At 32.8% G+C, this 18,376-nt stretch carries 19 protein-coding genes; 10 read left to right on the top strand and 9 right to left on the bottom strand.

The features are described 5' to 3' along the window. Positions 1 to 11: 11 nt before the first annotated feature. From B2U95_RS00955 to B2U95_RS00940, 4 genes are all read right to left on the bottom strand, one after another. A complete protein-coding gene (locus tag B2U95_RS00955) occupies positions 12 to 668 on the bottom strand; it encodes an OmpA family protein (RefSeq protein ID WP_296311494.1) in 657 nt (218 codons plus the stop codon). Further along, a complete protein-coding gene (locus B2U95_RS00950) occupies positions 556 to 1,116 on the bottom strand; it encodes a hypothetical protein (protein ID WP_296311492.1) in 561 nt (186 codons plus the stop codon). Before B2U95_RS00950 ends, B2U95_RS00955 begins: the two co-directional genes overlap by 113 nt. A gap of 26 nt (positions 1,117 to 1,142) precedes the next feature. Next, complete coding sequence (gene recJ / locus B2U95_RS00945; RefSeq protein ID WP_296311490.1) at positions 1,143 to 2,834, bottom strand: single-stranded-DNA-specific exonuclease RecJ; 1,692 nt, start codon at positions 2,832 to 2,834, stop codon at positions 1,143 to 1,145. A 78-nt stretch (positions 2,835 to 2,912) separates the two neighbouring features. Then, a complete protein-coding gene (locus tag B2U95_RS00940) occupies positions 2,913 to 3,341 on the bottom strand; it encodes an OsmC family protein (protein ID WP_296311484.1) in 429 nt (142 codons plus the stop codon). Between the two features lie 66 nt (positions 3,342 to 3,407). Here B2U95_RS00940 and B2U95_RS00935 point away from each other — a divergent pair, with 66 nt between their 5' ends. Further along, the gene (locus tag B2U95_RS00935) at positions 3,408 to 4,010 is read left to right on the top strand and encodes a carboxymuconolactone decarboxylase family protein (RefSeq protein WP_296311481.1); all 603 of its coding nucleotides are present in this window, start codon (positions 3,408 to 3,410) and stop codon (positions 4,008 to 4,010) included. A 131-nt stretch (positions 4,011 to 4,141) separates the two neighbouring features. On the opposite strand, the gene B2U95_RS00930 is transcribed toward B2U95_RS00935, so the two are convergent. The 3 genes from B2U95_RS00930 to rsmI form a co-directional block, all read right to left on the bottom strand. Further along, positions 4,142 to 5,173: an alpha/beta hydrolase gene (locus B2U95_RS00930; RefSeq protein ID WP_296311476.1), complete on the bottom strand. Its 1,032-nt coding sequence runs from the start codon at positions 5,171 to 5,173 to the stop codon at positions 4,142 to 4,144. A 731-nt stretch (positions 5,174 to 5,904) separates the two neighbouring features. Beyond that, complete coding sequence (locus tag B2U95_RS00925) at positions 5,905 to 6,477, bottom strand: uracil-DNA glycosylase family protein (RefSeq protein ID WP_296311473.1); 573 nt, start codon at positions 6,475 to 6,477, stop codon at positions 5,905 to 5,907. 80 nt (positions 6,478 to 6,557) lie between these two features. Then, the gene (gene rsmI, locus B2U95_RS00920; protein WP_296311468.1) at positions 6,558 to 7,226 is read right to left on the bottom strand and encodes a 16S rRNA (cytidine(1402)-2'-O)-methyltransferase; all 669 of its coding nucleotides are present in this window, start codon (positions 7,224 to 7,226) and stop codon (positions 6,558 to 6,560) included. Between the two features lie 65 nt (positions 7,227 to 7,291). Between rsmI and B2U95_RS00915 the strand changes: the two genes are divergently transcribed. Together B2U95_RS00915 and B2U95_RS00910 are read left to right on the top strand one after the other, a co-directional pair. Next, a complete protein-coding gene (locus B2U95_RS00915) occupies positions 7,292 to 7,684 on the top strand; it encodes a hypothetical protein (RefSeq protein WP_296311465.1) in 393 nt (130 codons plus the stop codon). Then, the gene (locus B2U95_RS00910; protein ID WP_296311463.1) at positions 7,653 to 7,871 is read left to right on the top strand and encodes a gliding motility-associated C-terminal domain-containing protein; all 219 of its coding nucleotides are present in this window, start codon (positions 7,653 to 7,655) and stop codon (positions 7,869 to 7,871) included. The genes B2U95_RS00915 and B2U95_RS00910 overlap by 32 nt, the downstream gene beginning before the upstream one ends. Here B2U95_RS00910 and B2U95_RS00905 read toward each other — a convergent pair. Both B2U95_RS00905 and B2U95_RS00900 read right to left on the bottom strand, forming a co-directional pair. Next, complete coding sequence (locus tag B2U95_RS00905) at positions 7,868 to 8,224, bottom strand: DoxX family protein (protein WP_296311460.1); 357 nt, start codon at positions 8,222 to 8,224, stop codon at positions 7,868 to 7,870. The two genes, B2U95_RS00910 and B2U95_RS00905, sit on opposite strands and share 4 nt — an antisense overlap. A 4-nt stretch (positions 8,225 to 8,228) precedes the next feature. Continuing rightward, positions 8,229 to 8,975, bottom strand: coding sequence for a hypothetical protein (locus tag B2U95_RS00900; protein WP_296311457.1), 747 nt, complete (start codon positions 8,973 to 8,975; stop codon positions 8,229 to 8,231). A 79-nt stretch (positions 8,976 to 9,054) separates the two neighbouring features. On the opposite strand from B2U95_RS00900, the gene B2U95_RS00895 reads away from it, so the two are divergent. The 7 genes from B2U95_RS00895 to B2U95_RS00865 all read left to right on the top strand — a co-directional run bounded on the left by B2U95_RS00895 (position 9,055) and on the right by B2U95_RS00865 (position 18,374). Continuing rightward, a complete protein-coding gene (locus B2U95_RS00895; RefSeq protein WP_296311454.1) occupies positions 9,055 to 9,702 on the top strand; it encodes a thymidine kinase in 648 nt (215 codons plus the stop codon). Then, complete coding sequence (gene alr / locus B2U95_RS00890) at positions 9,695 to 10,801, top strand: alanine racemase (RefSeq protein WP_296311453.1); 1,107 nt, start codon at positions 9,695 to 9,697, stop codon at positions 10,799 to 10,801. Before B2U95_RS00895 ends, alr begins: the two co-directional genes overlap by 8 nt. A gap of 82 nt (positions 10,802 to 10,883) precedes the next feature. Then, positions 10,884 to 11,288 carry a large conductance mechanosensitive channel protein MscL gene (gene mscL, locus B2U95_RS00885; RefSeq protein WP_296311451.1) on the top strand — a complete coding sequence of 135 codons (405 nt, stop codon included), beginning with the start codon at positions 10,884 to 10,886 and terminating at the stop codon, positions 11,286 to 11,288. Between the two features lie 144 nt (positions 11,289 to 11,432). Next, positions 11,433 to 12,422, top strand: a complete 990-nt coding sequence (locus tag B2U95_RS00880; RefSeq protein ID WP_296311449.1) for an aspartate-semialdehyde dehydrogenase — start codon at positions 11,433 to 11,435, stop codon at positions 12,420 to 12,422. 173 nt (positions 12,423 to 12,595) lie between these two features. Beyond that, a complete protein-coding gene (locus B2U95_RS00875; protein ID WP_296311447.1) occupies positions 12,596 to 14,761 on the top strand; it encodes a prolyl oligopeptidase family serine peptidase in 2,166 nt (721 codons plus the stop codon). 35 nt (positions 14,762 to 14,796) lie between these two features. Continuing rightward, positions 14,797 to 16,866 (top strand): HAD family hydrolase, encoded by a 2,070-nt coding sequence (locus B2U95_RS00870; RefSeq protein ID WP_296311444.1) that lies wholly within the window; start codon positions 14,797 to 14,799, stop codon positions 16,864 to 16,866. A 140-nt stretch (positions 16,867 to 17,006) separates the two neighbouring features. Next, the gene (locus B2U95_RS00865; protein WP_296311440.1) at positions 17,007 to 18,374 is read left to right on the top strand and encodes an Ig-like domain-containing protein; all 1,368 of its coding nucleotides are present in this window, start codon (positions 17,007 to 17,009) and stop codon (positions 18,372 to 18,374) included. The last annotated feature ends 2 nt before the right edge of the window (positions 18,375 to 18,376 follow it).

Here is an 18,376-nt window from a genome sequence, read left to right as displayed (position 1 = left end):
ATATTTTTATTTTAGTTTTTTGTCAATTTAAACTCAACACGTCTATTTAATTGTCTTCCTTCTTCCGTTTCATTATCAGAAACAGGCTTAGAACTTCCAAACCCAAAAGACTCAACTCTAGACCTATTTAAGCCTTGCGAAATTAGATAATCTGCAACAGCTTTTGCGCGTTGTTCCGATAATTCTTTATTTCTAGAACCTAAGCCAACGTTGTCTGTATGTCCGTAGATTTCAATACTCAAATTTGGGTTTTCTCTGAGATGGACAAACAGTTCTTTAAGCTCTTTCTTTGAAATATCTAACAATTCCGCTTTATCAAAATTGAATAGCACATTCTTAAACGTATAAACTTCGTTCGTCTTAATAACCGAATCGTTTTGTACTTCAATTATATCTTTAGATTTCTCTTTTTCTAGTGACTTTATGGAAACAGCATCGATGTAATAATATGAAAATAAAAATGGACTGCTAGAAAGTACTTTTTGTTTTTTAGTTTTAGGGTTTCTATAAAAATTTCCGATTGAAAAGTAATTTTCATAACCTTCGGCTGTAAATTCAAAAGATATACTCCATCCATGTTTCTTTTTCAGAAAAGTAAATCTCTTTTGAATTAGAAAACATCTTAAACTTACCTTGAGTAGCTTTTGATGGCTTAATCGCTTTTTCACAATTATTAGAACCATGACACGGTTTCAATTTTTCCTCAGTAATTAAAACTTGAATATCTTTTAAGGCGTAAGAAGATTTGTCTGCAAGACTTAGATAAAATTTCATGCGATATGTCCTTCCTGCAACTAATATTTTAGACAGTTGACCTTGTACATACTCTCTGTAATTTTTGTCTGTATAAAAATACATACCTGCATAAGAGGTGCCTGTTTTTGGTTTCTGAAAACCATTATAGTTTTTAATTCCCATGTCGATACTGCAAGAATCAAAAAAATCAGTAGACCCATAATTTGGTGTGGACCAATCCGTTATCGAACGATTAAAATCACCTAAAATCACTATACATTTATATGACGAGTTCTCCTCAAAACTTGGATTGAGAACTAGATTTTGACTATTCAAAAAATGACTTAGGGAAAAGAAGAGAATAAGGATTAATTGTTTCATGTATAATCAACGAAGTGTTCTAATTTTTATTCTTTAATATCCTTCAATTTTAACTGTAAACTCACATTACCGTTCCAATGATTTTCATCAATAGAATATGCCGCGCTAAATAGTTTTTTATTTTTAATGATGTCTATTTTATCACCTAAGCCAAAACCAATACAGACGATTTTGTCATTAAAAGATTGTGTTACTGTAAGTCTTATGTGATTATCGTCTTCACCAACACATTTGCCATAGCCAGTATCTTTTATATTTTGCGTCATAAACGTTGGTGATAAGTTACCTGGTCCAAAGGGTGCAAATTGTTTTAGAATTCGCATTAATTTATCATTGATTTGGCCTAATTCTATTTCTGAATCAATTTTTAACTCACGCATCAATAATTTTGGGTCAATGGTTTCTTTAACTACACTTTCAAATTTTGCTTTAAAGGCTTCGTAGTTTTCAGGTCGCATTGTTAAACCAGCTGCATATTTATGTCCTCCAAATTGTTCGATATATTCAGAACACGCTTCTAAAGCATTATAAACATCAAAGCCCGAAACAGAACGTGCCGAAGCTGCTAATTTGTCTCCACTCTTTGTAAATACCAGTGTTGGTCTGTAATACGTTTCTATTAATCGTGAAGCGACAATACCGATGACGCCTTTATGCCAATCTTCGCGATATACTACAGTTGTAAATCCTTCCTGCTCATTGTTTTCTTCAATTTGAATTAAAGCTTCTTCTGTAATTCGTTTATCGGTTTCACGACGGTCTGTATTAAACTGATCTATATCCACGGCATATTGTGCTGCAAGATTAAAATCAGTTTCTGTTAGAAGTGTTACTGCATGGTTTCCATGTTTCATTCTACCAGCAGCATTAATTCTAGGTGCAATTATAAAAACAACGTCTGTAATGGTGAGTACGTCTTTTTTAACCTCAGCAATAATAGCTTTCATTCCAGGTCTGGGGTTGGTATTAATAACCTGTAATCCGAAATAAGCCAGTGCTCTGTTTTCATCTACTATCGGAACGATGTCAGCTCCAATTGCTGTGGCTACCAAATCAAGATATTCTGTTAAATCTTGAACTGTTTGACCTTGGTTTGACGCTAATGCTGTTATTAATTTAAACCCAACTCCACAACCACACAATTCTTTAAAAGGATAGTTGCAATCGTCTCGTTTTGGATCTAAAATAGCAACTGCATCTGGAAGTTTATCTCCTGGCCTGTGGTGATCACATATAATAAAATCAATAGCTTTTTCATTAGCATAAGCTACTTTATCAATAGCTTTTACACCACAATCTAATGCGATTATTAATGAAAAATCATTGTCGTGCGCAAAGTCAATCCCTTTATAAGAAATACCGTAACCTTCGTCATAACGGTCTGGAATATAAGTGGCAACTGATTCTATTCTTGTTATCAAATAGGAAGACATTAATGCGACAGACGTTGTACCATCTACATCATAATCTCCGTAAACCATTATGTTTTCACCTTGAGCAATCGCTTTTTCTATTCGTGCCACGGCTACATCCATATCTTTCATTAAAAATGGATCGTGAAGATCTTCAAAGCTTGGTCTAAAGAACGTTTTAGCAGCTTCATACGTTTCAATACCTCTATGTAATAATAGTGTTGCAACCGTAGTATCTACTTGAAGTGATTTTTTTAAGTCTTCAATTTTTGAAGCTTTTGGTTTTGGTTTTAGAGTCCAACGCATGATTTTCTGTGAAAATAAATCTCAATTTTTAAAATTATAAATTCCAAAGCTACTTAATAAGAGTTTGGTTAATAATTATCATTTTGTAGCTATATGATAAAAAATGTTTGTTTCAACTTTTGCAAAACGTCTAAACATTTCCATAACACCACAATATTTTTCAACCGATAAATCTACTGCGCGTTCGCATTTTTTCTTACTTAAGTCAGAACCATAAAAGTGATAGTCTACAACAACAGAATGATAATATCTTGGATGTTCGTCTGTTAATTCGCCTGAAACTTCAATTTTAAAATCATCTATTCCATGTTTCATTTTATCTAAGGTAGAAATAACATCTAATGCAGAGCAGCCTGCTAGAGAGGATAACATCAAGGCTTTTGGAGACAGTCCGAAACGCTCGTCCTGACCTTCAATATTTGTATCCATTTTTACCGATTTACCACTAGGATTATCAGATTCAAACGTTAATCCTCCTTGCCAGTGTGTTGTAATTTTATCAGCCATTTTCTTTTAATTTAAAAGTTAGAACTATTATCTTGTACATTCAAAAATACTACTAAAAAAACAACTATGGCATTAGTAACTCCGTTGTCTGCAGACCACGATTTAGAAACAAAAAAATTGGCAGAATTTTTTAATGAAACCCTTGGGTTTTGTCCGAATTCGGTGTTAACTATGCAACGTAGACCTGCTATATCTAAAGCGTTTATTAATTTAAATAAGGCGGTTATGGCTAATGAAGGTCGTGTAACTTCAGCCTTAAAACGTATGATTGCTTGGGTAAGCAGTAACTCAACTGGTTGTCGTTATTGCCAAGCCCATGCAATTAGAGCTGCAGAACGTTATGGTGCAGAACAAGAGCAGTTAGATAATATTTGGGAATACAGAACACATGCTGCCTTTTCTGATGCTGAACGTGCTGCTTTAGATTTTAGTTTAGCAGCTTCTATACTACCCAATGCTGTGAATGCTGATATTAAAAAACGCCTATACGACCATTGGGATGAAGGAGAAATTGTTGAAATGTTGGGTGTTATTTCATTGTTTGGATATCTAAACCGTTGGAATGATTCTATGGGAACAACTATGGAAGAAAGTGCGATTGAAAGTGGTGACCAATACCTTGGGAAACATGGTTTTGAAGTTGGGAAACATGATGGATTGCAGTATTAGTTTTCAGTTTTTAGTTAGTTCGTCTACTAAGTTTGAATTTGTTGAATTCGTTTTTATAATGCGATAGCTATAAAACACGAAAACAACTTGGATTACTATCCAGCGTAGCAAAAATTACAACATGCAAAGAACTAGTCTTCTTGTGTTTTTCTAATCATAAACTCCACAAACCCCTCCCCAGTCGGATCGTCGTAATCAGCATAGTAAACCACATTAGGGACCCCTACATTATCGCCAAATTGCTTTAATATTCTAGCATGAAAACCATGATGGTTTAATATATTTGATTGTGTTGGCATTACAGTTGGACTTTGAGGATTAGACACCCAAAATTCTGGATCATCCTCACTTAACATGGCCAACATATCTATTTTTTGTCTGTAAGATGTAATGTCATCTGAATTAAATTCATAGAGCTCATTAATCCCATAAAAAGACATAAATCTCGCTTTCATACTAGGATCGATCTGAAAATAAGACAACCAACTAAAATCATACTCTAAGAAGATATCTGTTTCGTAACGCAGTAAATCGTAAGAAGCCTGAGTTGCCTTTACGGCTATAGCCTTAACTCTTGTAGATGCTCTCAAAACGGGATCTTCGTTATCTGGATCGGCCATATCATCTGAAAAAGCTAACCATTGCGAAGTACCTGCTCCAGCAGAACTACCGCAAAGAACAATATTATTTGAATCGATATTGAGCACATTACTAATTGTACGAATATATTGAAGACAACGTTTGCTATCGTTCAATGATTTGAGCACTCCTTCTTGATCTCCTTCAAATGCCAATAAGCGGTAATTGATAGAAGCAAAGGCAATATTTTGGCTTAATAATATCCTAATTTCACTAGGCACATCCCAGCTGTCATTCCAAAGAGGCTCATAAGCATTTTCCTTTTCCCCTCCCAAAAAGCCACCTCCATGAATGTAGATAACTAAAGCTGTGGGCTCATCAGAAGTTGGCATAAAAATATCAAAAGTATTTCTTTCATCAGGACCGTAGGCTATATCATTAGCAAATGAAGCATCAATTTCGTTTAATGCAATAGGTGATGGGCTAAATTCAAGAATGATAGTGTTATCATCATTAACTTCAGAATCTTTACTGCAGGATTGCAAAAGACATGCAATAAGCAGTATACAAGCATATTTATACATAATATTTAGCTTTTCTTATTGAGTTATAAAGATACAAAATCTAATTTTTATAAAAGTTTGTAGTACAAGAACGTATCATTTTAAGTTGTTTATTAAAGTTTTAGAGCGCTTTGCTTTTAGATAAATTAGATTGAACCTTTTATAAATACCGAAGGTTTTTTATTGTCATTTTCTTAAAATTAAAGATAACAATGCTACATAATATCTAAAAACAGTAAGTCTAATTTTAAACGAAGAACTACTAATCTATGATTTAACTTTATGAAAAACTACAATTTTTCACAATAGCATAGATAGGATGAGCTAATTTCAAGCATTAGAGCCATGTGACAACAAAATTAAAATAAGATGAATTAATTTCACTGATATGTCAAAGAGTTTATCCGTCATTTTTAGAATAAACCCTAGTCATAGCTTGCATTAAATAACAAGTCTAAAGTATAAATGTTCATATCTTAACAGATACTATATTGTTATTTACTTTAGCTTAAGAATTATTTGAAAATGGAAACTTATTTAATTATTGGTGCTATATCTAGCTTGATAATCGGATTATGTAACGTTTTAAGTTTAGGTAAACTTATCAGGTTAAAGCAACATAAAAAATTATACCCTGAGGCAACTATAAAGGAGATTCAAAGTTTTGAGAAGAACACAAAAAGAGATAATATAATCAATTGGAATAAATAGAACAGATCTTACTTGTGTTTCATGTGGGTTTTCAATAACATTTATTTTATCAAATACCCAATCTTCTTCTGCAACTCCGAAACAATCAACTCCTCAAACCAGGGATTTTTACTTCTCCAAAAACGATTAGTAGGTGATGGATGCGGAATCGGGAAATACTTTGGTAAATACGATTTGTAATCTCCAACCGTTTCCGTTAATGTTCGCTTCGCTTTATCTTTTAAATAATACTTCTGCGCATAAGCGCCAATTAAAATTATCAACTCAACCTTTGGCATTTTATCTAATAATTGCTCGTGCCATTGTGGTGCGCATTCTAGCCTTGGTGGTAAGTCTCCAGTTTTTGCTTTCCCAGGATAACAAAATCCCATAGGTATAATCGCAAAGTTTTCGGTGTTATAGAATTGCTCGTCAGTAACATTGAGCCATTGTCTTAGTTTCTTTCCACTTTGGTCGTCCCATGGAATTCCAGATTCATGGACTTTAGTTCCTGGTGCTTGACCTATAATTACAATTTTAGAATTTATATGTGCAGTTGCAACCGGTCTTGGACCAAGAGGTAAATGTGCTTTACATATTGTGCATTGACTTATATTGTGAAGTAGATCTTCCATATTAAAAAGTTCTCGATACAACAAGCGAAAAAGCTTGACACTCTAACTTACGTAAAACTAATTAAATACTCATTATAGGTTTATTTCTTTCCTGCAACCACAATTACAATCTCACCTTTTGGTGGTTTATTAGTGTAATGTTCAAAGACTTCTTTAGCCGTTCCACGGACAGTTTCCTCGTAAAGTTTTGTTATTTCTCTAGATACTGAGACTTGTCTATCTTCTCCAAAATACTGGCAAAAATGTCCTAAAGTTTTAATTAACTTATGTGGGCTTTCATAAAAAATAATGGTTCTAGTTTCTCCTGCCAATAACAATAATCTTGTTTGACGACCTTTCTTTACAGGTAAAAATCCTTCAAAAACAAACTTATCGTTTGGCAATCCGCTATTAACTAAAGCAGGAACAAAAGCAGTTGCGCCTGGTAAACAATCTACCTCAATATTATGCTCTACGCATGCTCTAACTAATAAAAAACCAGGATCTGAAATAGCTGGAGTACCAGCATCGCTAATGACAGCAATGGTTACGCCAGATTTTAATTTTTCAATGAGATGATTCACCGTTTTGTGCTCGTTATGCATATGGTGACTTTGCATTTGTGTAGTAATTTCAAAATGTTTTAAAAGTTTACCTGAAGTCCTTGTGTCTTCAGCTAAAATTAAATCGACTTCTTTTAAAACTTCTATAGCTCTAAAAGTGATGTCTTTTAAATTCCCTATTGGTGTTGGTACTAGGTAGAGCTTCATAAAATACGTTTCTATTAATCAAATTTACAATCTTTTAAGATACATTAACACAACTATTTTTAATATTGTGCATCTACTGTGTAAACTTAGGAACAACAGGAGATGCCCCTGTTGGTGCTATGGATTTATCCTTTCCAGAAGGAGTAAACACTTGCACATTTGCTGTGTTGGTAACCTCAAATATTGTTGGTTCTTACCTAAACGATACTAATAATTTTACAGATACTTTTAATATCGATACGTCCCAAAACAGTGCAACTCTAGCAGTAATAGAAGACCCAAGTGATGCTAATATTGAAGTTCTAAAAGATGTGTTCCCTCCTGAAGTTTCAATTGGAGAAGAAGTTACAATAACAATAATCAATTTAGGCACAAAAGACAGAGACTCCGCTAATAATGAAGATACGGCAACTGCTATCATAGATAATGGCTTGTGTAAAAGATTATCTACAGAATAGACTCAAAATATACAACAGATATGGAGTTAAAATTTTTGAAGCTAGTAACTATAATAATACTTGGAATGGAAGAGCAAATATGGGAATTCTTAAGCAAGATAAAGTAATGCCATTAGGTACCTATTATTATATCTTAAAAATAAACGGACTCGATTCTATAATTGGGTGGTTATATATAAACTGTTAGACTCTAATATATTTACCTAAAAAATAAGAAGGTAAAATAACAATTAAGCCATATAGTGAAAAACCTAAAATACCATCACCTGCATAATGATGTGCAGCGGTAGCAAAAACTAAGTTGAAGAAGAGGCCTGCATAAGCCCATTCTATAAGCCATTGACTTGGTCTCCAAAGCACGATTACTACACCTATAATTTTTGCAACTGCTAAAGGAATTACGATGTATGTTGGATAACTAAAGTTTTCAAAAAAGCCTTTTACCATTTCAGTATTAGTAAAATACATAAAAGCTGAGTACAAAAAAATACTACATAATACAGCAGTGCTTAGCCAATACATAATTTGCTTTATTCTCATCAATTTAGTTGAATTTGTTTTCTACAATCTCAATAAATCGATCTTCGTATTCTTCTTTACCGTCCCAATTATTATAATCTGGTTTAATCATTTCTAAAATTAATTTTTTTGCTTCTGAAAACGAATGCGTGGTATTAATTTGAGAAATAACACGGTCATAATCTTCACTCTGGCTATCAAATAAGTGCTTAATAAATGCTAATTTATCATTCAGCCCTATCTGCAGACTTTTTCCTTTTAATTTATCATTTAGGGATTTCTTACCTAATTCATCTTCTCTTTTTTGAGCATCTTCTATAGGTTCAAATTCAGGTATCTCTGCAAAATCAGATGATATGTTTTCAAATTCTATGGTGGTTGGAGCTTCCTTAGTAAAAGTCTTTTCTATAAGAGCATCTACTTGCTGAGTCTCCTCAGGCATTTGTGCTACCATATCTTTGATCTTTTCCATTACAGGCTCTATAATACCATCATCTTCATTCTCATCTAAATTGATGTATGTTTTATTTTCAACTTCAATATTATCGCTTACCTTATTATTAAACGCGGTATCTAACATATCAAAAAACGAAGAGTCATTACCTATAGTTGGCATATCATCTTCAAAATTTTCTTGTGCAAACTTTAGGACGGTAAGTTTTTCATATAATACTGAAACCTCGTCATGCATCTTATCCACATCTTCTCTACCTTTCAGTTTTAGAATTCTATGTGCTATACTAACTAATTCTGATTCTAATTTCTTTTTCATTTTGCTTTTGATTTTTGATAAATTTGATTGACCTTTATACAAACGAATTAATACTACGTTTTAGTGCTAAAATTACGAAATGTTTCTTGAAAATACGGTAAATCCTAAAGAACAATTTGGGTGGATAGAAGTGATTTGCGGATCTATGTTCTCTGGTAAAACAGAAGAACTGATACGTAGATTGAAACGCGCAAAATTTGCTAGACAAAAGGTTGAAATTTTTAAACCTTCTGTTGACGTGCGTTATGATGAAGGTATGGTCGTTTCTCATGATGCAAATGAAATTCGTTCTACACCTGTGCCTGCTGCTGCTAACATTCCTATACTAGCTGATGGCTGTGATGTGGTTGGTATTGACGAAGCACAATTCTTTGATGACGAAATAATACGTGTTTGTAACGACTTAGCCAATAAAGGTGTGCGAGTCATTGTTGCTGGTTTAGATATGGATTTTAAAGGTAATCCTTTCGGACCAATGCCATACCTAATGGCAACTGCAGAATATGTTACTAAAGTACATGCTATTTGCACAAAAACAGGTAATCTGGCACAATACAGTTATAGAAAATCAAAAAGCGATGATTTAGTTTTACTTGGAGAAGTAGATGAATATGAGCCACTAAGCAGAGCAGCATATTATAAAAGTATGGTGCGCGACAAAGTAAGACAAATGAAAGTGAATGAAGCTGAAGAAATAGATTCTAAAGAAAAAAAGCCTGATGCCTAAAGCCTTAGAAACTATATTAGAAATTGATTTAGGTGCACTTACTCATAACTTCAATTATCTAAAATCAAAATTACTACCAAAAACAAAATTTTTAGCTGTAGTAAAAGCTTTTGCTTACGGGAGTGATTCAGTAGAAGTTGCTAAACATCTTCAAAGATTAGAAGTCGATTATTTTGCTGTTGCCTACGCAAAAGAAGGTGTTATTCTGAGAGATGCTGGTATTACCACACCTATTTTAGTCTTACACCCACAATCAACAAATTTTAAAATGATTATTGATCGCTGTTTAGAACCTAGTATTTATAGTACTAAGATTTTAACTGAATTTATAAAAATTGCTGAAGAGCAATCGCAGTCGAAATATCCTGTGCATATTAAATTTAATACAGGTCTTAATCGTTTAGGGTTTCAAGAAAATGATGTAGATTATATTGTTTCAAAATTAAAAGCGACTACCTCTATTATAGCAAAATCGGTGTTTTCTCATTTAGCAGCTAGCGAAGATGAAAATGAACTCACGTTTACGACTAAGCAAATTGAAACTTTTAAAACAATTGCTTCAGAATTTGAGAATAAAATTGGTTATAAACCATGGATGCATATCTGTAATACTTCTGGTGTTTTAAATTACCCTAAAGCAACCTTTGACATGGTACGCTGTGGCATTGGACTTTATGGTTTTGGTAATTCTACAAAAGAAGACGCGAACCTTAAACCTATAGCTTGTTTAAAATCTGTAATTTCTCAAATTCATACTATTGAAAAAGATGAAACTGTTGGCTATAATAGGGCCTACAAATCTCAAAAATTTGAAAAAACAGCTACTATACCAATTGGACATGCGGATGGAATAAGTCGTATTTATGGTAATAGAAAAGGATTTGTAATAATTAATGGCAAAAGAGCATCCATCATCGGAAACGTTTGTATGGATATGATAATGGTTAATATAACAGGTATTTCGTGTGAAGAAGGAGACGAAGTTATTGTATTTGATTCTAATCACAAAGCATCTCAATTGGCTGAATCTGCTAATACAATTTCTTATGAAATTCTTACTTCGATATCACAACGTGTAAGTCGCATATTCTTAAAATAACAATCGTGTAATTAAAAATTGTGACTTTTTTAACTACTTTAGTGTCCAACTAACATCAACTAACTATTAAAAACACTAAATTATGTTAAAAGAATTTAAGAATTTTATCATGACCGGAAACGTGATTGATTTTGCCGTTGCGGTAATTATGGCAGGTGCTTTAGGCGCTGTTATTAATGGCTTTGTCTCTAATATTGCTATGCCTTTTATTGGTCATTTTGCTGGCGGAATGAATTTTGAAGATCTTCATTATGCTATGGACGGAACTGAATATGTGTCGCTTGCCGCTGCTAAAGAAGCAGGTGCTGCGGTTATTGCTTACGGTGCATGGATTAATACCATAATTAACTTATTAATTGTTGGTTTAGTAATGTTTATAATTGTACGAGCATATAACAAAACTAAAACTCCACCAGCAGAAGCTGCACCAGCAGGACCATCTGAGGTTGATTTATTAACTGAAATTAGAGATGCTCTAAAAAAATAAAACATGTAGCGACACCGCTACACTATATATTTTATTATTTAAACCGCTTCAAGTTATTGAAGCGGTTCTTTTTTTAATAATTCTTTAAAATATTACTTGTAATTAATACTTACTTTTATCGTCATTATTTTAAATGGAATACAAATGAAAATAGCAGTTGTTGGTGCAACAGGTTTAGTGGGAGGTGTTATGCTTAAAGTCTTAGAGGAACGTAACTTCCAAATAGATGAATTATTATTAGTCGCTTCAGAACGCTCTGTTGGGAAAAAAATAAAATTTAGAGATAAAGATTATACCGTTATTAGTTTGTTTGCCGCTATAGAAAAAAGTCCAAATATTGCTCTGTTCTCTGCAGGAGGTGAAACATCCTTAGAATGGGCGCCAAAGTTTGTTGAGGTTGGTACAACTGTAATTGATAATTCATCTGCTTGGAGAATGGATCATTCAAAAAAGCTTATTGTTCCAGAAATTAATGCTGCTGAATTAACAAAAAATGATAAAATTATTGCAAATCCTAACTGCTCTACAATACAAATGGTAATGGCTCTTGCTCCGCTTCATAAAAAATACAAAATAAAGCGTATCGTTGTATCCACCTACCAATCTGTATCTGGTACAGGTATAAAAGCAGTTGAGCAGATGGAAAATGAAATTGCTGGTGTAGAAGGAGAAATGGCTTATCCTTATCCGATTCATAAAAATGCAATTCCACATTGTGATGTCTTTGAAGAAAACGGATACACTAAAGAAGAAATGAAATTGGTTCGAGAAACTCAAAAAATATTAGATAACAGTGCGATTGCTATTACGGCAACTGCGGTAAGAATCCCTACAGCTGGTGGACATAGCGAAGCCGTAAATGTAGAATTTGAAGAAGATTTTAACCTCAATGAAGTTAGAGAACTACTTAACAATACTGACGGAGTTACGGTACAAGATAATTTAGACGCAAATGTGTACCCAATGCCAATGTATGCTAATGGAAAAGACGATGTATTTGTTGGTAGAATTAGACGAGATGGTTCTCAACCCAACTCACTAAATTTATGGATTGTAAGCGATAATCTTAGAAAAGGAGCTGCAACAAACACAGTACAAATCGCTGAATACTTGGTTAGTAAATCTTTAGTCTAAAGCATTTTATAGACTTTCCAAATAGCAGTAAAATTTTGTATTTCAACTAATTAATTGATTTTTTAGTTGATTTTGTACATATATTGCTCTATTGTTTTATTCAAGTATTTAAGAAATTAAGATTTAAGTACTTATATTTTAATTCAGCATTGTTTTATTTCAAGATACGAACTATGAAAAAAATACTTCTAATTACTATAGTACTCAGTATTTTTGTTTCTTGTAAAAATGAAACAGAAAAATTGAAAACTCTTAACGTTAATTATCCTGAAACAAAAATAGTTGATACCACAGATATCTTTTTTGGCGAAACTGTTGCAGATCCATATCGCTGGTTAGAAGATGACAGGAGTGAGGAAACAGAGTCTTGGGTTAAATCTCAAAACGATGTTACTTTAGATTATTTAGAACATATTCCTTACAGAGCAGAACTAAAAGAGCGCCTTACTAAACTTTGGAATTACGAAAAAATTAGCGCTCCTTATAAAGAAGGTGGTTATACCTATTTTTCTAAAAATGACGGTTTACAAAATCAATCTGTTATATACAGGCACAAAACTGGTACAGATTCTAAAACAGCAGAAATTTTCTTAAACCCGAATACATTTGCAGAAGATGGTACCATTTCATTAGGAGGCATGAGTTTTTCAAAAAATGGTAAAATTTTAGCCTACGCAATTTCTGAAGGTGGAAGTGATTGGCGTAAAATTTTAATAATGAATGCAGAAACAAAAGAAGTTATTGAAGACACTTTAGTAGATATAAAGTTTAGTGGTATGTCTTGGTATAAAAACGAAGGGTTTTATTATTCTAGTTACGATAAACCAAAAGGGAGCGAGCTCTCAGCCAAAACAGACCAACACAAAGTATATTATCATAAATTAGGTACTCAACAATCTCAAGACCAATTAATTTACGGAGGCAGCGCCAAAGAAAAGCATCGCTACATTTATGGCGGAGTTACAGAAGATAACAAATATTTAGTGATTACACCAAGAATATCAACTTCAGGAAATAAACTATACATTAAAGATTTAACGGTTCCTAATTCAACATTAGTTGAAATTTTAGGCCACACTGATTCAGATTCAAATATTATTGAGAATTTAGGTTCAAAACTTTTCATAATGACGAACCTTAATGCACCAAACCAAAAAATAGTTACGGTTGATGCGTCTAATCCTTCGCCAGATAACTGGGTAGATTTTATTCCAGAAACCAAAAATGTACTGAGTCCATCTACTGGTGGAGGTTACTTTTTTGCTAATTATATGGTAGATGCAGTTTCAAAAGTATTACAATATGATTATGACGGTAAATTTATAAGAGAGGTTATATTACCTGGTGTTGGAAGTACTGGTGGTTTTGGTGCAAAAGAAAAAGAATCAGAATTATATTATTCTTTCACCAATTACATAACTCCAGGAAGTATTTATAAATATGATATCGAAAAAGGGATTTCTGAATTGTATAGAAAGCCTAGCATAGATTTCAATTCTGATGATTTTAAGAGTCAGCAAGTATTTTATACATCTAAAGATGGTACTAAAATACCTATGATTATTACACATAAAAAAGGCTTAGAGCTTAATGGTAGAAACCCAACTATTCTATATGGTTACGGTGGTTTTAATATTCCTTTAACACCTGGTTTTAGTATTGCAAATGCCGTTTGGATGGAACAAGGTGGTATTTACGCTGTTGCGAATTTAAGAGGTGGTGGTGAATATGGAAAAGCTTGGCATAAAGCAGGTACAAAAATGCAAAAGCAAAATGTTTTCGATGATTTTATAGCTGCTGGCGAATATCTCATCACAGAAAAATACACGTCGTCAGATTATTTAGCGATTAGAGGTGGCTCTAATGGTGGTTTATTAGTTGGCGCGACTATGACGCAACGACCAGACTTAATGAAGGTCGCATTACCAGCCGTTGGTGTTTTAGATATGTTACGGTACCATACGTTTACTGCCGGAGCAGGTTGGGCTTATGATTACGGAACCGCAGAAGACAGTAAAGAAATGTTTGAATATCTTAAAGGTTATTCCCCAGTGCATAATGTAAAAGAAGGTGTAGAATATCCTGCAACAATGATTACTACCGGAGATCATGATGATAGAGTTGTACCAGCGCATAGTTTTAAGTTCGCTGCACAATTACAGAGTAAGCAAACAGGTAGCAACCCAACTTTAATACGAATAGAAACTGATGCTGGTCATGGTGCCGGAACACCTGTCAGTAAAACCATAGAGCAATATGCTGATATTTTTGGTTTTACATTATACACTATGGGTTTCGATATATTACCAAGTAAAACCAAAGAAAAAGTAAAAGGATAGAATCCCTTTTTTAGCTATTAACCAAATTAAATCTTTTGTCACTTAACCAACTACATAAACAACTTGAAGAAAAGAACATTAAGTTTCTTTTTACAGACTACTATGACACTATCGTTCATAGAAAGGTTCACCCTAATTATGCATTAAGAATATGGGCTAAACTAATGATTAGAGAATTAGGCCTACCTATGTCTATTGATGAGCTTTACTTTATTAGACAAGAATCTATACGTTACCTCGTAGATAAATTAGATAAAATAGATTTTGAAATTCCATATAACGCTTTAAAAGAAGAAATTTGTAAACGTCTTATAAATTCTAATGTTATACAATATGAACAGAAGAATGCCTTTATAAATCTATTCGAAGACGCTGATGTAAGAGCAGAAAGTAGTGTTCAATATATTAACCAAGATGTATTAGACACGTTAAAGTATTTTAAATCTAATGGAGGTAAAGTTTATCTTGTTTCAGATTTTTACGGTTCTAAGTCACTTTTTGAAAAGTTACTAAAACATCATGGTATTATTGATTTATTTGACGGTATCTATAGCTCAGCAGCTTTAGAAAAAAGCAAACATAAAGGCGATATTTATAAGCAACTATTATCTGAGTTATCAATTAACGCTGGTGACGCAATGATGATTGGTGACAATCTTAGAAGTGATTACGCTAATGCTACAAAAAATGGCTTAAACGCTTATCACCTTCCGCACAAAAAATATTTAAAAAAGAATAAACGTAACAACTTTGGTAATGATAAGAAGAAGCTAAAGCATGTTATAAATAATCTTTATAAACTAACCAATAAAAATTCTGCTATACCCTATACTGAATACATTGTTTTTTATCACGTATTTGTTGAGCGTATGTATGAGACATGCAAAAAGGAAAATATAAAAAATTTATATTTCCTTTCTAGAGAAGGTCAATATCTAAAAAAGCTGTTCGACTCTTATCAAGAATTCACACTTATAGATAAAAGTCAGAAAATAAATACACATTATTTAAAAATATCTAGACAAGCCTCATTACAATTTTCTTTACAAGATATTGAAATAGAAAAGTTTGGCTATCTCAGTAAAAAACATAGTAACATATCAATAGATGATTTTTTGGTCACATTTAATTGTCCTGTAAAGTTAAAAAGACAAATTGTTAACGAACTCAATGTTGACAGTAAGACTACAATTAACGGTTTTTTTAAATCAACAGAAATTAAGCAACTTAAAACAAATAAAACTTTTAGAACGTATTACGATTCACACAGAGCATCAAACCATAAAGCCTTTAAAACATATTTAGAATCTTTTAATACCGATATTAAAAATGAAGGGATCGCATTAGTCGATATTGGATGGGGTGGAACCATGCAAGAGTCACTATATAAATTCTTTCAGAAAGAAATTTCTATCACTGGTTATTACCTTGGTTTAGGTGAGATTTACAATATTGAACCAAAAACGAAACGTTATGGTCTTAATTTTTCGGTAATGCCATATACAAATTATAACGATAAAGTTTTAATGGCTAATATGCAGCTTTATGAACAGTTTTCTGCTGCAGATCATGGCAGTGTATTGGGTTATAGTTTAGATGTTAAAGATTTCACTTTAGAGTACCACAAGCCAGAAGAAAAATGGCTCTATGATAACCACATAAAAGATCACCAAAAAGAGATGTTTGATTTACATAAGTCTCTTTTAGTGGATTTAGAATCTATATGTTATGACACTAGCCTTGTGCAAGAATCTATTTCAAAACTAGCGCTAAAAATTGGACTTTTTCAAAACAACAGAAAGCTTAAATTTTTAGAAGCATTAAGCAAAGGATTTTATCAAAATGTAGCTGACAACCAGGTTGGTATATCTTATGAAAGGCCAAAAATAAAGAATCCTATAAAAAGTATTATGCATTTTTTAATGACACCCGAAAAATATTTTAGGTATCTCGTGAAGTTAAAACCAATGTTACATAAAAAAAACAAAGTGATAGCTTTCTTAGCTCCAATGCCTCTAATTTATTTATACTTTCGTTTTAATAAATACGTAAGATTTAGGATTTTAAATCGCTTCTTTCTGCTAAAATATAATACGTTTAAATAAAAGTTAAAAGTACCTGACTTTAGTCATATTAAGGAACTTAAGTGTTTTAATAAAAAAACACTAGTTTTGATAATAAATTGTAATAATTAGTAGGGTTTTTATCTACTTAGTTGTTTAATTAATACAGTGTGTATAATTGTATGAAGAAAAAATACGCAATTAACTTATTTTTACTTTCATTTCTGTTCATGTTTTCATGTGGAACGGATGACTCTATGACTCCGTTAATTATTGAGACAACGCAAGATTCTGTCGTATTATCCCAAGACACAACTATTGAGATTTTCATATTTCAAAATGATTTAAATATTCCAAATAACGGTGGTGTAACCATAACCAACCCGTCTAAAGGTTTGGCTATTATTAGTGACCCTAATAACACCCCTAATAATCCAAATGATGACATTGTCATTTATTCTGCTAACCCAAATGTTACAGGTGAAGATTCTTTTGAATATACCATTTGCGACACTTTAAATAATTGCCAAACAGAAACTGTTGCTCTAACTATTACTTCTACATCAACTGTGTCCTTTAATTTAGAGAATGTACCTTATCAAACACTTGCAGAATACAACTTTTTTCAAGGAGATATAAAAGAATTAAATCCTAATTATGGTGTAGTGCCATATACGTTAAATGCCAAACTCTTTAGTGATTACGCTAAAAAGAAGCGTTTTGTTTGGATGCCAAACAATTCAAAAGCAACTTACATCAATGATGATGTTCCTTTAAATTTCCCAACTGGTGCTGTATTGATTAAGAACTTTTATTACGATAATACGGTACCAAATAACGAAACGCGTATTTTAGAAACACGTTTAATGATTAAAAAAAGTGATGGTTGGATTTTCGCAAACTATGTTTGGAATGAAGAACAAAATGCAACAATTTTAGATTTGAGTGGTAGTTTTGTTGATCTACAGTGGCTAGAAAATGGTGACTTAAATTCTGTGCAATACAGAATACCTGCTGGCCCAGAATGCCATACATGCCATAAAGTGATGGAGGTTTCACAACCTATTGGACCAAAACCAAGAAATTTAAACCTAACCTATGACTATTCTAATGGCCCAGAAAATCAATTAGATAAATTGATTAGTGTCGGGTATTTAGAAAATTCATTGCCAGGTGCAATTGCTCGCATACCAGATTATAATAATACTACAGAGCCACTAGAATTAAGAGTTAGAGCTTATTTAGACATTAACTGTGCGCACTGCCATTCTGAAGAAACACATTGCGCTTATCGTCCATTACGATTTGATTATAACGATACAGAAGACTCAAGTAATATGGGTGTTTGCGTAGATCCAGATACAGATCTTGGAGAGGGGCTTGCACGTATTGTAGAACCTGGAGATGCTCGTAATTCCGTTTTACATTTTAGACTAAACTCATTAGAACAATCTTACAGGATGCCACTTTTAGGAAGAACATTAAGACATGTTGAAGGTGTTAACCTTATTGAAGAGTGGATAGACAACTTAAATACCGACTGCAATTAAAT

Source organism: Winogradskyella sp. UBA3174 (assembly GCF_002364335.1).
GTDB lineage: Bacteria > Bacteroidota > Bacteroidia > Flavobacteriales > Flavobacteriaceae > Winogradskyella.
This window is presented reverse-complemented; position numbering and strand designations above follow the sequence as displayed.